The following is a 15,236-nucleotide window of genomic DNA, read 5'->3' on the forward strand; positions in this document are numbered from 1 at the left end:
TTCAACTTAACGCGCAACGTGATGCCGCACTACATGGAGAGTTTTTTATGCCAATGAATACCTTTGCGTTTCATCTTTCCCCACGGGGCAAACTGCGCTGGGCGATTGCCAGCCTGTTTCTGGTCGCTCACCTGCCGGGCGCCATGGCCGGCGGTGTGGTGGTCGCGCCCGGCCCCGGCGGCACCGCGCAATTGCAGACCCAGGGCGGCGTCCCGATCGTCAACATCGTCGCGCCCAACGGCTCGGGCCTGTCGCATAACCAGTTCCTCGACTACAACGTCGACCGTCAGGGCCTGGTGTTGAACAACGCCTTGCAGGCCGGCCAATCGCAGCTCGCCGGGCAACTGGCGGCCAACCCGCAATTGCAGGGCCAGGCCGCGAGCGTAATCCTCAACGAAGTGATCAGCCGCAACCCGTCGGCCATCAACGGCGCCCAGGAAATCTTCGGTCGCGCCGCCGACTACGTACTCGCCAACCCGAACGGCATTTCGGTGAACGGCGGCAGCTTCATCAACACGCCGAACGCCAATCTGCTGGTCGGCCGTCCCGAGCTGAACGACGGCAAACTGCAAGCCCTGAGCACCCGCGACGCCACCGGCCAGTTGCAGATTCAGGGCGGCGGTCTGCGTAGCGGCGAAGGTTCGATCAACCTGATCGCCCCGCGCATCGACAGCCAGGGCGCGATCACTGCACGCGATCAACTGAACCTCACCGTCGGACGCAATCAGATCGACTACGCCAGCGGCCAGGTGAAAGCCGTGGACCCGGCGGGCAACACCACCGATCAACGGATCGACGCCAGCCTGTTCGGCGCGATGCAGGCCGGGCGCATCAACATCGTCAGCACCGCAGAAGGCGCGGGCGTGAAGGTCGGCGCTGTGCAAGTCGCCGGACGCGACGGCGTACAGATTCGTTCGGCTGGCGACTTGAGCGTCAGCGGTCAGGCGATCCCGGACAGCCTCGACGTAACCCGCGCCGGCATTCGCAGCAGCCAGGGCGACGTCGGCCTGCACAGCGGCAAGGACCTGACGCTGGCCGCCACCGATGTCAGCGGTCGGGACGTGAAGGTCGAGGCCAAACGCAACCTGACCCTGACCACCGTCGAAAGCCGCAAGCTCCAGGAGCAGCGCGAGAACTGGAACAACAGCACCATCGGCATCACTTGGGAAACCTACGAACGCACCAAGACCGACAGCGATTCGCGCCAGCACGGCAGCCAGATCGTCGCCAGCCGCGACGCGCAACTGTCGTCCGGCAAAGACAGCGAACTGAAAGCCGCCAAGGTCGAGGCGAAGAATAACCTCAGCGTGCAAAGCGGCGGCGACCTGCGCCTGACCGCTGCCACTGAAAGCCACACCCAGACCGACCAGGGCAAACACCGCAAACACCTGTGGAAAGCCGATTGGGACAGCAGCAGCGAAGAGCAGCGCAGTATCACCAGCGAGCTGAAGGCCGGCAACATTGCCCTGCAAACCGCGGCACTGTTGCGCTCCGAAGGCGCTGAACTGAACAGCGCCGGCGATCTGCAACTGGCCGGCAAACAAGTGGAAATCACCACCGCGACCCGCACCAACCGCAGCAGCGACAACCGCTATTCCGGTGATCTGGTCGGCGGCGGTTTCTTCGGCAAGACCGGCGACGCCGACAAGGGCCAGACCCAGCATCAGGGCAGCAAGATCAACGCGGCCGGCAAACTGCTGGTCAAGGCTGACGACGTGCGCATCAGCGGCAGCCAGGTGCGCGGCGCCAAGGACGCGAGCGTGATCAGCGACAACGGCTCGCTGACCATCGACGGCGTGCAGGACACCTCGCACAGCAACAACCACGACAAGGACAGCAAGTTCTTCGGCATCACCAAGGACGAGTCCCGGCAGAACAGCAAGGACAGCACCACGGTGCGCAGCGAGCTGGCTTCCGACAGCAACCTCAAGCTCAAGAGCGCCAAGGACATCGAAGTCGCCGGTTCCACGGTCAAGGCCGGCGGTTCGCTGACGGCAGATGCGGCGGGTGATGTGGAGGTGCATTCGACGCAGAACACCCACGACAGCAGCAACAGCACGCAGACCCGTGGCTTCGACGCCTACGCCAAGGAGCAAACGGCGGAGCAGTATCGCGCCGGCGTGCATTACCAAGACAAGGCGCAAACCGTCACCGCCAACGACGTCACGCAGCAGGGTTCCAGCCTCAGCGGCGGCAGCGTGCAAGTGAAGGCGGGCGGCGACGTGACGCTCAAGGGCGCCGAGGTGAAATCCACCACCGGCGACACCACCCTGAGCGGCAAGAACGTCTCGCTGCTGGCCGAGCAGGACAGCCACAGCACCTCGACCGAAACCCGCAGCACCGGCGGCGGTTTCTACTACACCGGCGGCCTTGACCGCGCGGGCAGCGGTGTGGACTTCTCGCACAGCACTTCTCAAGACACCACCGCTAAAACTACTGCGCAAACCACCGGCGTGCAGAGCAGCGGCAGCCTGAACATCAACGCTGACAAACTCGCCACCGAAGGCGCGCAACTCAAGGCCGGCAACGGTCTGAACGTCGCCGCCAACGAAGTGGACAACCGTGCCGCCAGCAACACCGAAAGCAGCACTCACAAGGAAAGCAACTGGTCGGCGGACATCGGCGCCAACGTCGAGTACAAAGACATCGCCCGGCCGATTGCCGGCGCGGTGAAAGAAGTACTCGACGGCAAAGTGCCGGACAAGGACGCACTGGCCAATCTCGGTCAGCCGAACGTCGGTATTGACGTGGCAATCGGTCATGCCAGCGCCGATAAAACCGAGCAGGGCAGCAACGCGGTGGTCAGCCGGTTCGACGGCCAGACCGTGGACGTGAAGGTCGGCGGCGCGCTGCGCGACCAGGGCACCCAGTACAACGCCAGCGCCGGCAAAGTGAATATCAGCGCCGACAAACTGGTGGCCGATGCGGCGAACAACACCCACAGCAGCACCGAAAAATCGGTGGATGCCAAGGTCGATGTGCGCGTCTACACCAAGACCGGTGAAGACGTGAACGTGGCCGGCAGCGGCGCGGGTGGCAGCAGCCAGTCGAGCAAGGACAGCTCCACCGCGGTGGTCGGCGGTTACGCTGGCAACCAGGGCGTGAACATCCATGTCGGCGGCGATGCACAGTTCGAAGGCAGCCGTTTCGACGGCGGGCAGGGCGGTGTCAGCGTCAAGACCGGCGGTGATCTGGCCCTGAATCAGGCCAACGACCGGCAGAGCAGCGACAGCTCCAGCCTGCGTGGCAACGGCTCGTTGACCGTCGGCACCTTGCCGGGCACTGACGGCACCAACATCGATCTCGGCGCCGGGTTCCAGCTCGATCACAAAGGCCACCAGACCACCGACAGCCAGGCCCACGTCGCCAGCCTCAGCGGCAACGGTCCGGTGCGATTGAGCAGCGGCGGCAATCAGGTTCAGCAGGGCACGAAGATCGACAGTGCTGGCGCAATCGATCTGAAGGCTGGCGGCAAACTCGACCTGCAAGCAGCTACCGATTCGCACGTCGCCACCGGCAGCAATCTTGGCGGCGGCCTGAACGCCGGCGGCAGCAAAACCAGCAGCGAGAAGAGCCGCGATCAGGGCGGCAACCTTAGCGGCAACTTCAAGATCGGTCGGGTCAACGAAAACACCCAGACCCTCAGCGGTGGCCAGCTCAACAGCCAGAACGGCATCGCCTTGAGCGGCGATTCGGTGCACCTGCAAGGCACTCAGGTCAGCGCGCCAAACGTCAGCATCGACGCGCAGAAGGGTGGTTTCGTTCAGGAGTCCGCGCAGTCCACCGACAACCGCAACAACTGGAACGTCGCGTTGAATGCCGGTGGCAATCTGAGCAAAAGCACACCGACCGCCGCCGATGAAAAAGTCAGCAGCGATCACGGCTTCAGTGCCGGGGCCAAGGTGGGCGTGGATTACCTGCAAGGCACCACTCAGCAGAACAGCCAGATCAAGGCCGACACGGTGGTGTTGAACAGTGGCGGTGATGCGAGCCTGAACGGTGCGCGGATTGATGCGCGCAATGTCAGCGGCAAAGTGGCCGGTGATCTGTCGGTTGAGAGCCTTCAGGACTCCAGCTCTCACGCCAAGGTCGATGTGGATCTGGGCCTGACCGCCAAGAAGACCCCGGCCGACGACAAGGGCAAACTGGCTGGCACCGACTACAAGCCAACGCTGAAAGTCGATGGCGAATACGCGCACAAGGACAGTGTGAAACAGGCTTCCGGTATCAGCGGTAGCCAGGGTGTGAATCTCACGGTCGGCGGCGCTACCCAACTGACCGGCGCGCGGATTTCCGCCACCGAAGGCAAGGTCGATCTGGGTGGTTCGAAGGTCAGCAGCAGCGATCTGAGCAACCTCGACTACGGCGTAGAAGCCGGCCTCGACCTGCCACACAAAACCGAAGAAAACGCACCGAAGGTGTCCCTTGAAAACGGCAACCTGAAAGTTGGTCCGGTGACCCTGAGCGGTCATCTGGACAGTCAGCCGCTGCAAGCGGGGATCGACGAAAAAGGCTGATTCACCGTCAGTGAAACCGGCGGGAGCGAGCCTGCTCGCTCCCGTTTCTGGATGGATGCCCCGCTCAAAACGGCAGCCACTGTCGTTTCCCGTCAAGTCGATGAAAACACGCGCTCTACACTCGGGTGAAACCGGGAGGCCGCGCCATGCACGACAACGTCGAACACCTGAGAATCCAGCTGGCCTGCCTGAAGGACTCGCGGCTGCCACCGATCGAGCAGAACAGCATGCGGTTTTTCGAGCGGATGGCGATTGATGACGGCTTTGACGGCATGGGCCTTGGGGAAGAAGCGGAGCGGGGGAGCAGGCTGCTCGGTGACAAGCCGATCCTGCTGATGGGCAATCACGGCTTGTTGGTCGCGGCACCGAGCGTGGCCCAGGCGTTTGATGATCTGTATTACTTCGAGCGGGCTTGCGAGGTGTACATCACCGCACTGGCGACCGGGCGCGAGTTGCACGTGGCCAGCGATGAAGTGGCGCGCAAGACGTGTCGGCAATGGCTGGAGTATCCGGGGGTTACGGATAAGCATTTCAACGCATTGATGGAAATCCTCGACGAAGAGGAACCGGTCTACCGCCAGCTGAATTAGCGCTGAGTTCTCGGATAGCCGATCTAAAATCCGCGCGGATTCGTGCCACAGTGAAACTGAGTTTGGCTGGAAAGAACAAATTGTTATAGCGAATGGGTCTTGAATGACTGTCAGTTCTGACAGTGTGCAAAAAGCTGATAAGGGACGACGATTGGCTTGAGGCGCGTGGTTCCGATTGAACCTGCGCTGACATTGAGCCAATCAATTCAGGGAACTGAAAATGAGCAACATTACTTTTCCAGGCGCATTTAACGGTGCGATCATTTGCCGTTCTGACCCAATGAACGGCATCAAGGTAAAAATTGGACCACTTACCGGTGCGCAAATCGGTGGTGTGCTGACAATCACATTGCAGGGATACAGTGATCCAGGTGGCTCAGTACCCATCCCCGGCACTCAGACATCGCTGAATCATTTTATTACCCAGAATGACGTCGACAACGGGTTGGAAAAAACCATCGGTGACTGGCTCGCAAATATCAAACCCATTCAAAACGGCTCGGCTCGCGTTGACTACACGATCAATGGCGGTGGTGGGAACAATGCGTTGGTAGCGGTCCGGTTATTGAACTCAATTGGTCAATCGTGCGACGAAGTCTGAACGCACAGCTGAACGTTCGAGTTTCAACAGTGCCTGCCTGTGGTAGGCATTTTTTTGCCAAAAGCTTGCGCAACGTCTCGGGTGAACGGCCGCTCTTCGTTTCAAGGTGCCTTGCCCAGCGGCTGGCGCATCACCGGCGCGCTCCACGCCTGACGCCGATCCTCACTCGGCGGGCAACCAAACCGCGCGCGGTAAGTGCGGGAGAAATGCTCCAGTGAGCCAAACCCTGAACACGCCGCCACCTGGGCCACGCTCATCTGTGTCTGTTGCAACAGGTTGTGTGCCCGAATCAGGCGCATGTCGGCCAGATCCGGAAACACGCGGCGTATTTCCTCATCGACCCCAGGGTACAGATCCCGCGGCGACAGTGCATTCGGGTCGAGGTTGAAGTAGATGAAGCCGCCGAGTTCTTCGGTGCGCACTTGGGAAATGTTGAACTGTGCCAGCTCGAAATTCTTTATCCACTTGCAACGCGGCGTACCGTGCGGAACGGGTGTGGGGTTGATGGATTGCGACCAGTCGATGGGCGGAATGATCAATCGCCTGCTTCACGCGAGAGCCTTGACAGCCCTGCGATAATGAAACTTCGCCGCGATCTGCGCGGAGCATTCGATCATGATGCAGAGGAAGGTTTTCCATGGACAATCAAGCACTCAAGGCCTTGTTCGACCAGCAGTCCGCCGTCTATGACAAACAGTGGAGCGGCATGGCGCCGCTTCGTGATGCCCTGTATTTGCTGCTGGATTCGGTGTTTGCGGGCCTGCCGGAGAATGCCCGGATACTCTGCGTTGGCGTGGGCACCGGTGTGGAAATGGCCCATCTGGCGCAGCAGTTTCCCGGCTGGCGATTCACTGCAGTCGACCCTTCGGGCGCCATGCTCGACGTGTGCCGTAAGCGAGCGAAAGAGGGTGGTTTCATTGACCGCTGCCGGTTTCACGAAGGCTACCTCGATACGCTGACGGATGAATCCGGTTACGACGGCGCGACCTGTTTTCTGGTGTCGCAGTTTTTGCTCGACCCTCAGGTGCGTATCGGCTTTTTCCATGAGATTGCCCGTCGTCTGGTGCCGGGTGGAATTCTGGCTAACGCTGATCTCGCCTCGGATACCGAATCACCGGCCTATGAAGCATTGCTGCGTCACTGGATGACGCTGATGGCATCGGCCCAGGTGCCAGTGGAGATGCTCGAGCGAGCGCGTTCGGCCTATGCCCGGGATGTGGCGATTCTGCCGGCGCCGCAGGTCGCCGGTCTGATCGAGTCGGCCGGGTTCGAGACACCGATCCAGTTCTTTCAGGCGGGTTTGATGCATGGGTGGTTCTGCCCACGCAAGGCAGGGATTGCCGCGAATTAGAGCGCCGAAGGGATAGAGGAAAACAGCTTCGTCGGCACACCCGAGGAATCCATTGCTTCGCCTTAATAGGAAGCATTACTATTCACGCCCCTTTCCTCAGCACGCCGCAATGATCCCCATGCTGCCCCGCAGACCCGGCTTTCTCGAGCATTACGAAGAGTTGATCGGCACCTGGACCCGTCGCCTGCGCAATCGCTCGCAGGCCGAGGATCTGGCGCACGACACCTTTGTGCGGGTGCTCGAATCCGATTCGTCGGCGGTGCAGCAACCTCGGGCGTATTTGCACCAGACCGCGCGCAACATTGCGGTGGACGGCTATCGGCGTGAGGACCGGCGGGGCGCCATGGAGTCGGAGGCGATCGATCTCAGTGAGTCGCCGACCGGCGACCCGGAGCATTACATGCATGCGATCCAGCTGGCCGATTCCATCGAACGTGCGCTCACGGAGCTGCCGGTCAACTGCCGACGAATCTTCGTCTGGCAGAAGATCGAAGGCCTGACCCAGGCGGAAATCGCCGAACGCCTGGGCCTGTCCAGGAACATGGTGGAAAAGTATATGATCCGCACCCTGCGGCATCTGCGTGATCGCCTGGACGGGGCGCAATCATGAGCCGTGGCGTCTTTTCATCCCCAGCCAAACAGGACATTCCATGATGGATACTCGTGATTGCGCGTGCGGGCAAACAACGGTGCGCGATGACGCGGCACGCTGGTTTGTGCGTTTGCAGGAGCCGGCCGTCAGTGCCGACGAACAGCAGCGCTTCGATGCGTGGCTGAACGAACATCCCCAGCACCGTGACGAATTCCAGTTACTGCAAGGCTTGTGGTCAGCGGCGGATCTGCTGCCGGCGCCACGGCTTAAAGCTTTGTGCGAAACCCCGCCGGCGCGGCGCGAACGCCGTCCGCTGTTGCGTTATGCCGTGGCGGCCAGCGTGGTCACGGTGGCGCTCGGGCTCGGGCTGTTCAGCGGCTTGAATCATCCGCAAGGTTACAGCGCCGAATTCGCCACCGCGTTGGGCGAGCGCAAGCATGTGGCGCTGCCGGACGGCTCGATGATCGACCTCAACAGCCGCAGCCGTTTGCAGGTGCGTTTCGAAAAGGATCGGCGGCTCATCGAGCTGACCGAAGGCGAAGCGATGTTCAGCGTCGAGCACGATACGTCCCGCCCGTTCGTGGTCGAGGCCGGCAGCGGCAAGGTCACGGTCACCGGCACCCGTTTCGATGTGCGGCGCGACGTGACCCAGACCCGGGTCGCGGTGGAGCAGGGCACGGTCAAGGTGCAGGGCCGTGATGCGGCCGATGCCGATTTCATCAGCCTCACTGCCGGCCTCGGCACGCGGATCGATGCCCAAGGCAAAGTGGCGCCAGCCTACGCGGTCAACCCGGCGGAACTGACGGCCTGGCGCAGCGGCAAACTGGTGTTCAACAACGCCAGCCTCAGCGAAGTGGCCGAGGAAGTGTCGCGTTATCGCGACAAGCCGCTGAAAGTCGCCAACCCGGCCGTGGCCAATTTGCGCCTGACCAGCGTGTTCAAATCCGACAACACTGAGGCCTTGCTCAAGGCGTTGCCGAGCATCCTTCCGGTGGCCGTGCGCACCCTTGCCGACGGCAGCCAGGAAATAATTTCAAAATAAAATTCAGGTTTTTTTCGAGTTCGTCGTCTTCCTGTTCAACTGCAACTGGTTTGCATTAACAGCCGCATACTCTTGCGATCCACAGGACTCCGTTCGACGTGAAAAACTCCACCGCCAAAAACAAAAAATCCCCTTGGTTGCCGCTGGCGCTTGCGCTGGCGGTCAACGCCGCCGTGCCGATGGCCTTCGCCGCCGAAGCCATTCACATCCGCGCACAGCCGTTGGGCCAGGCCCTGAGCGAACTGGGCCAGCAAACGTCGTTGCAGGTGTTTTTCAGCCCGGACCTGGTTGCCGGCAAACAGGCCCCGGCGGTGGACGGCAATCTTTCTCCGGAGCAGGCCCTGCGCCAATTGCTGCAAGGCAGCGGTCTGGATTATCAGATCAATGAAGGCTCGGTGACCTTGTCCCCGGCCCCGACTTCCGCCGCCAACGGCCCGCTGGAGTTGGGCGTGACCGACATCAAGGTTGTCGGCGACTGGCTCGGCGACGCCGACGCCGCCGTGGTGCAGAACCACCCCGGCGCGCGCACGGTGATCCGTCGCGAAGCGATGGTCGAGCAGGGCGCGATGAACGTCGGCGACGTGCTGCGCCGCGTGCCGGGCGTGCAGGTGCAGGAAGCCAACGGCACCGGCGGCAGCGATATTTCGCTGAACGTCGGCGTGCGGGGTTTGACGTCGCGTCTGTCGCCACGCTCCACCGTATTGATCGACGGCGTGCCGGCCGCGTTCGCCCCGTACGGTCAGCCACAACTGTCGATGGCGCCGATTTCTTCCGGCAACCTCGACAGCATCGACGTGGTCCGTGGTGCCGGCTCCGTGCGTTACGGGCCGCAAAACGTCGGCGGCGTGATCAACTTCGTGACCCGCGCGATTCCGGAAAAAACCACCGGTGAAATCGGCACCACCCTGGAAACCTCGCAGCACGGTGGCTGGAAACACATCGACACCGCGTTCCTCGGCGGCACCGCCGACAATGGCATCGGCATGGCGCTGTTGTATTCGGGCGTCAACGGCAACGGTTACCGCGAGCGCAACAACGGCAACGACATCGACGACGTGATCCTCAAGACCCACTGGGCACCGACCGATCAGGACGATTTCAGCCTCAACTTTCACTACTACGACGCCAGTGCCGACATGCCCGGCGGCCTGACGCAGAAGCAGTACGACGACAAACCGTTCCAGTCCGACCGCGACTACGACGGCTTCAGCGGCCGCCGCAAGGACGTGTCGTTCAAGTGGATCCGGCAGATCGACGAGCGTACTCAGGCAGAAGTGCTGACCTATTACTCCGACAGCTTTCGCGGCAGCACCATCGCCGCCCGCGATCAGAAAACCCTCAGCTCGTTCCCGCGTTCCTACTACACGCTGGGCATCGAGCCGCGTGTCTCGCGTGTGTTCGACGTCGGCCCGACCACCCAAGAAGTCAGCGTCGGTTACCGTTATCTGAAAGAGGCGATGCACGAGCAATCGAGCCGTCTGGCGCTGGTCAACAATGTGCCAGTGGTCACCAAGACCTCCGATGGTCATGTGTTCCAGGACCGCACCGGTGGCACCGAGGCCAACTCGGTGTACATCGACAACAAGATCGACGTCGGCAACTGGACCGTGACTCCGGGCATTCGCTTCGAACACATCAGCACCGACTGGCATGATCGCGCCGTGCTCGACACCGCCGGCAAACGCGTGCCGGAAAAAAACCGCAGCATCGAAAGCAACGAGCCGCTGCCGGCCCTGAGCGTCATGTATCACCTGTCCGATGCGTGGAAGCTGTTCGCCAACTACGAGACATCGTTCGGCAGCCTGCAGTACTTCCAGCTCGGTCAGGGCGGCTCGGGTGACCAGACCGCCAATGGTCTGGAGCCGGAGAAAGCCAAGACCTACGAAATCGGCACGCGCTACAACGATGACGTGTGGGGCGGGGAAGTGACGCTGTTCTACATCGACTTCGATGACGAACTGCAATACATCAGCAACGACGTGGGCTGGACCAACCTCGGCGCGACCAAGCACCAGGGTATCGAAGCGTCGGTGCACTACGACATGGCGGCGCTTGACCCGCGCCTTGATGGCCTGACCGCCAACGCCGGTTTCACTTACACCCGCGCGACCTACGAAGGCGAGATCCCGGGCTTCAAGGGCCGCGACCTGCCGTTCTACTCGCGTCAGGTGGCGACCGTCGGCCTGCGTTACGACATCAACCGCTGGACCTACAACATCGACGGCTTCGCCCAGTCCAAACAGCGCTCGCCTGGCACCGGCGTGAATGCTGATGGCAGCTTCAATGGCAATTACATCACCGAAGGCACGGCGGACGGGCAGTACGGCGACATTCCGGGCTACGTGACCTGGAACTTGCGCGGCGGCTATGACTTCGGTTCGCAGCTGTCGAACCTGAAGCTCGGCGCCGGGGTGAAAAACATCTTCGACAAGCAGTACTTCACCCGCTCCAGCGACAACAACTCGGGGATCTACGTGGGCACGCCACGGACTTTCTTCGTGCAGGCCAGCGTCGGTTTCTGATTGGCAGGGCAGGCGGCTGGTGACAACCGCCTGTTTTTCATTAGGTTTGAACGAGCCAGTTGCCGGTCATCACTGACTGGGCAACGCAAAATCACTAATTGGAGAGGGATTGCCTGCCATGTCTGTGGTCTTGAGGCAGACTTTTTTCGGGCCGTCCCCCACCGAAACCTTAAAGTCCAGCAGCGGCGGCCTGACCGACTTGTAACCCTCACTGCTTTGGCAGTCGACCATTTCTGGTTCACCACTTTTGTATTGGTAGCGACTGACGTCCAGATCCGGCGTTATCCCGAGCGGTTGTACGGTGAACTCATCCTTTGCACTTTCAAATGCGCTGTAGGCAGGCGGCGTTTTGACGGGTTCTGCCAGAGCCCAGCGGTAATAGATTCTTGCATTGCGGCCGGCCCATCTTTCCCCGGGCCCTGCATTATGTTGTTGCCCGACCACACACAGGAAATACAGACCCGGTCCATCGCGCAGCGTCTGAGTCGAACTGTCTGAATCGTCTCCATGGCTCGGTTGTACCGGATCGTAACCGACGTCCGACGCACAGTCGGCCAATGTCTTTACAAGCCTTACCCGATAGAACGGTTGATCGCTGGTGAACGATTGCTTCCATTGCAAAGGGATGAATTCCCCATTCGCGCCACGGACCAACCTCATATAGACGTCACCAAATATGGGATCGAAATTTGTCGCGCGGCCCAATGGGCACTCCGGGTTTTTCGGGTTGAAATGAGTGGCTGTAAAACACTGGTTCAGCTGCGCTGCTCCGGTGGCGTAGTTGGTCTCCGGTATTTTTATCGATTCCCCTTTGTTGACTTCGCACGGGGCGTTGCGAGTGCAACGTGAGAGCCCGCTGCCTTGCGTTGTGGTGCCGACGATCGCCACGATTTCATTGCTGTACCGATTCAAGACAGGTGAACCCGAAATGCCGGGCCGTACCTCCCGGCAACGGTTGCTGAATTGTCCGGGCCATGCCCAACCCGCTTCGAAAACATCCGCGCGGTGCTCCTGAGGGCAGGCGGCGCGTTGCACATGGCCATCCATCGGTGCGCCAACCACCAGCACATCACTGTCGACAGTCAGCGGTTGCGACGCCACTTTGAGCGGCGTGATGCCATCGGTCATCAATTGGTTGAGTGTGCGATCGAGCCTGAGAATTGCAATGTCGAGACCTCGCAGGGTGCTCCACTCGATTCCAACGATCGGGTAGCGCTTTTGTTGGGACTGGGTGTCCTGGAAAAAGTTGAAGGTAACGAGACCGGACGCCGGGGCGTTTTCGACGTACCGGTTAGCGTCACCTTTTGCGCAATGTCCTGACGTCAGGACGTAGGCCGGGCCACTGCGGTCATCGTTTGAGCCTCGGGTATCGATCAGGCTGCCCGAGCAGACAGAACTGCCTTCAACCTTGACGCGAGCAATGGCTTGCCAGTGATCGTAGCGCCCGGCTGCGTTGTTCAGAATTTCGGCAGGGGAGAGGTTGACTGCGCCTTCTCCCCAATCCTGAGTGGCCGCACCGTCGAGCGTGGTGCAACCGCTCAGGGCGATGAGGAACGTCAAGGCAATGGACTGATGCGCGATAGGAGGTTTCATGGTTTCAACACCAGTAAGGGTTCCTCTCATGCTGGAATCCCAGGCTACCGGTGTCTACTGTCAGATCTGACAGTCAGTTCAGCCAACATCGGCCGCTTGATGTTTGTCGGCTCAGACCTTGAGCGCTTTGCCGCCAATCGCCACCGCCACCAGCAACGTCGCCATCAACCCGAAGGCGAAACTCAGACTGCTGGCATGGGCGACAAACCCGATCACCGCCGGCCCCGCCAGAATCCCCGCATAACCCAGCGTAGTGATTGCCGGCACGGCGATGCTTTCCGGCATCACCGTCTGCTTGCCCACCGCCGTGTACAGCACCGGCACGATGTTCGAACACCCGGCACCGACCAGTGCATAACCGACCAGTGCGGCTTCCCAGCTCGGGGCGAATGTCGCCAGAAACAAACCCGCCGCCGCCAGCAGGCCACCGAACAGAATGATCCGGGTTGCGCCCAATGCGCGAACGATCCGGTCACCGGTCAAGCGGCCCGCAGTCATCGTCAGCGCGAACGCGGCATAACCCAGCCCTGCATACGCCGTATCGATCCCGCGTTCCTGCGCCAGAAACACCGCGCTCCAGTCCAGCGCCGCGCCTTCGGTGAGGAACACGATGAAGCACATGCCGCCGATGAACAGCACGATCCCGTGGGGCACCGCGAACGCCGGCCCCGAGCTTTCACTGCCGTAAGGCAACATGTGCGGCACCGCCTTGAACAGCGCCGCGATCAACACCACGACCACCACCAGCATCGCCGCCAATGGCGACAGCCCGAGACCGAGCAGGGCGCTCACGCCCGCTGCACCGACGATCCCGCCGAGGCTGAACAGGCCGTGGAACCCCGACATCATGTTCTTGCCGCTGGCCCGCTCGACGATCACCGCTTGCAGGTTCACCGTCGAATCCACCGTACCGAGCCCGGCGCCGAACATGAACAACGTGGCAATCAACGCCGGAATCGACGACACCGTCGCCAGCAACGGCAACGCCGCGCAGATCAGCAGCGTGCCGCCGGTGGCCACCTTCCGACAGCCGAACCGGGTGGCCAGAATCCCCGCCAGCGGCATTGCCAGAATCGAACCGACGCCCAGGCACAGCAACAGCAACCCCAGCGTCCCTTCATCGAGCCCGGCGCGCGCCTTGGCGTACGGCACCAGCGGCGCCCACGCGGCGATGCCGAGCCCGGCGATGAAGAAGGCGATGCGCGTGGACATCTGTTCGAGGCGTCCGGGAACGAACGTGTCTTGAGGGGTGAGGCTGGTCATAACGATCCTTGGCAAAAAACGTTTCAGCAGCGGACATCCTTGCACAGCTCTTTCGATGGAGCGAGCCCGCTCGCGTCGGCAGGGCGTTGCGATTTACAGTGGCGTCCCTGTCGACGGGAAAAACAAGGGCGGGTTCATGACGCAGTTCTACGATGCACGGGGCAATATCTACGGGGTCGTTTCGCCGCGAGTGCTACGCGATGCCGGTATCGATTTACCGACCAGCGCGGCGCAGTGCGCGTCGTCGCGCCAGACGTGGAGTACCGCAGCCATCGCGCAGTGTTGCGATTGGCCCGACGGTCAACGTCCCGTCGGCAGCAAATCCCATCGCAGCGATGGCCTGTTGATCGGCCCGTTTCAATCCGCGCCCCCCTTCGACCTGCTGATCGTCAACACCGACGGCACGCTGGCCGAGCGCAGCGGCAACGGCCTGACGATTTTCTCCCGGGCGCTGCTTGAACAAGGGTTGATGCCGGAGGAAGGGGCGACGCTGCGGGTGCATCACGACAAACAGGACTCGCAATCGCCAGTGCCAACCTCGGTGAAACCGGCGCAAGTAGCGGGCGTGCACGGCTTTTGGCTGGACCTCGGCCAGCCCGGTTTCGGCCCGGTAGCCGTCGGTGCGCTCGGGGTTGAACCGGTGCCGTTCAACGGTGTGGAGGTCAACCGTGTTCGGCCGTTGGCGCAACTCGATCCCGCCTGGGCGCACAGCCAGTTCGTGCGGATCGGTAATCCACATTGCGTGACGCTGGTGCGGGATGAAGCCGCATTGCCGAGCAACGCGCAGATGCTTGAACCGCCGCTGACGGACAATCTGACGGCCATCGCCTACGCCATGCCCACCGGCGCCGGCCAGCCGTGCCCGGCCGGGGTCAACCTGCAATGGGCGACGCGCGCCGGGGATCAGCGCATTGTGGCGCGGGTGTTCGAACGGGGCGAGGGGCCGACGGCGTCTTCGGGCACCAGCGCCAGCGCGGTGGCCAGCGCTGCGTGGCGAGTGGGTTGGGTGTCGGCGGGAGAGGTGCAAGTGCTGATGCCGGGCGGTACGGCGCCGATTTTACTGGAAGAGCGCGATGGCGAGCTGCTCGGCGTGCGTCTGTTCGGCACCGCGCATCGGACAAAAAGGTGAAGTCCCTTTCATGATCGTCCCCCCGGGAACGATGGA

The 15,236-nt window shown here is 61.7% G+C and carries 9 protein-coding genes and 2 pseudogenes; 8 read left to right on the forward strand and 3 right to left on the reverse strand.

The window, feature by feature from the left end; genetic code table 11:
• The first annotated feature begins 47 nt into the window (after window positions 1-47).
• The 3 genes and pseudogenes from ACODTD_RS22380 to ACODTD_RS22390 all read left to right on the forward strand — a co-directional run bounded on the left by ACODTD_RS22380 (window position 48) and on the right by ACODTD_RS22390 (window position 5,708).
• Complete coding sequence (locus tag ACODTD_RS22380) at window positions 48-4,517, forward strand: hemagglutinin repeat-containing protein (RefSeq protein ID WP_489105224.1); 4,470 nt, start codon at window positions 48-50, stop codon at window positions 4,515-4,517.
• 176 nt (window positions 4,518-4,693) lie between these two features.
• Window positions 4,694-5,107 (forward strand): annotated as a pseudogene (locus ACODTD_RS22385) (class II aldolase/adducin family protein); the annotation flags it as partial.
• A 220-nt stretch (window positions 5,108-5,327) separates the two neighbouring features.
• The gene (locus tag ACODTD_RS22390) at window positions 5,328-5,708 is read left to right on the forward strand and encodes a hypothetical protein (RefSeq protein ID WP_011335120.1); all 381 of its coding nucleotides are present in this window, start codon (window positions 5,328-5,330) and stop codon (window positions 5,706-5,708) included.
• A 101-nt stretch (window positions 5,709-5,809) separates the two neighbouring features.
• Here ACODTD_RS22390 and ACODTD_RS22395 read toward each other — a convergent pair.
• A pseudogene (locus tag ACODTD_RS22395) lies at window positions 5,810-6,007 on the reverse strand (helix-turn-helix domain-containing protein); the annotation flags it as partial.
• 338 nt (window positions 6,008-6,345) lie between these two features.
• On the opposite strand from ACODTD_RS22395, the gene ACODTD_RS22400 reads away from it, so the two are divergent.
• The 4 genes from ACODTD_RS22400 to ACODTD_RS22415 all read left to right on the forward strand — a co-directional run bounded on the left by ACODTD_RS22400 (window position 6,346) and on the right by ACODTD_RS22415 (window position 11,215).
• Window positions 6,346-7,059 carry a class I SAM-dependent methyltransferase gene (locus ACODTD_RS22400; RefSeq protein WP_201819954.1) on the forward strand — a complete coding sequence of 238 codons (714 nt, stop codon included), beginning with the start codon at window positions 6,346-6,348 and terminating at the stop codon, window positions 7,057-7,059.
• A 109-nt stretch (window positions 7,060-7,168) separates the two neighbouring features.
• Window positions 7,169-7,669 (forward strand): sigma-70 family RNA polymerase sigma factor, encoded by a 501-nt coding sequence (locus ACODTD_RS22405; protein ID WP_011335117.1) that lies wholly within the window; start codon window positions 7,169-7,171, stop codon window positions 7,667-7,669.
• A 40-nt stretch (window positions 7,670-7,709) separates the two neighbouring features.
• Window positions 7,710-8,693, forward strand: a complete 984-nt coding sequence (locus ACODTD_RS22410) for a FecR family protein (RefSeq protein ID WP_201819958.1) — start codon at window positions 7,710-7,712, stop codon at window positions 8,691-8,693.
• Between the two features lie 98 nt (window positions 8,694-8,791).
• The gene (locus ACODTD_RS22415) at window positions 8,792-11,215 is read left to right on the forward strand and encodes a TonB-dependent siderophore receptor (protein ID WP_201819961.1); all 2,424 of its coding nucleotides are present in this window, start codon (window positions 8,792-8,794) and stop codon (window positions 11,213-11,215) included.
• Window positions 11,216-11,284: 69 nt separating this feature from the next.
• Here the strand turns inward: ACODTD_RS22415 and ACODTD_RS22420 are convergent, their stop codons facing one another.
• Window positions 11,285-12,808 carry a trypsin-like serine peptidase gene (locus ACODTD_RS22420; RefSeq protein ID WP_285354437.1) on the reverse strand — a complete coding sequence of 508 codons (1,524 nt, stop codon included), beginning with the start codon at window positions 12,806-12,808 and terminating at the stop codon, window positions 11,285-11,287.
• A gap of 111 nt (window positions 12,809-12,919) precedes the next feature.
• A complete protein-coding gene (locus ACODTD_RS22425; protein ID WP_011335113.1) occupies window positions 12,920-14,071 on the reverse strand; it encodes an MFS transporter in 1,152 nt (383 codons plus the stop codon).
• Window positions 14,072-14,207: 136 nt separating this feature from the next.
• On the opposite strand from ACODTD_RS22425, the gene ACODTD_RS22430 reads away from it, so the two are divergent.
• A complete protein-coding gene (locus ACODTD_RS22430) occupies window positions 14,208-15,200 on the forward strand; it encodes a diaminopimelate epimerase (RefSeq protein WP_285354436.1) in 993 nt (330 codons plus the stop codon).
• Window positions 15,201-15,236: the final 36 nt, after the last annotated feature.

The sequence above is a fragment of the Pseudomonas sp. FG35 genome (genome assembly GCF_057809295.1).

Coding starts and splice junctions, on each gene's coding strand:
- ACODTD_RS22380 (WP_489105224.1), top strand. CDS start 48: ATGCCAATGAATACCTTTGCGTTTCATCTTTCCCCACGGGGCAAACTG.
- ACODTD_RS22390 (WP_011335120.1), top strand. CDS start 5,328: ATGAGCAACATTACTTTTCCAGGCGCATTTAACGGTGCGATCATTTGC.
- ACODTD_RS22400 (WP_201819954.1), top strand. CDS start 6,346: ATGGACAATCAAGCACTCAAGGCCTTGTTCGACCAGCAGTCCGCCGTC.
- ACODTD_RS22405 (WP_011335117.1), top strand. CDS start 7,169: ATGATCCCCATGCTGCCCCGCAGACCCGGCTTTCTCGAGCATTACGAA.
- ACODTD_RS22410 (WP_201819958.1), top strand. CDS start 7,710: ATGATGGATACTCGTGATTGCGCGTGCGGGCAAACAACGGTGCGCGAT.
- ACODTD_RS22420 (WP_285354437.1), bottom strand. CDS start 12,808: ATGAAACCTCCTATCGCGCATCAGTCCATTGCCTTGACGTTCCTCATC.
- ACODTD_RS22425 (WP_011335113.1), bottom strand. CDS start 14,071: ATGACCAGCCTCACCCCTCAAGACACGTTCGTTCCCGGACGCCTCGAA.
- ACODTD_RS22430 (WP_285354436.1), top strand. CDS start 14,208: ATGACGCAGTTCTACGATGCACGGGGCAATATCTACGGGGTCGTTTCG.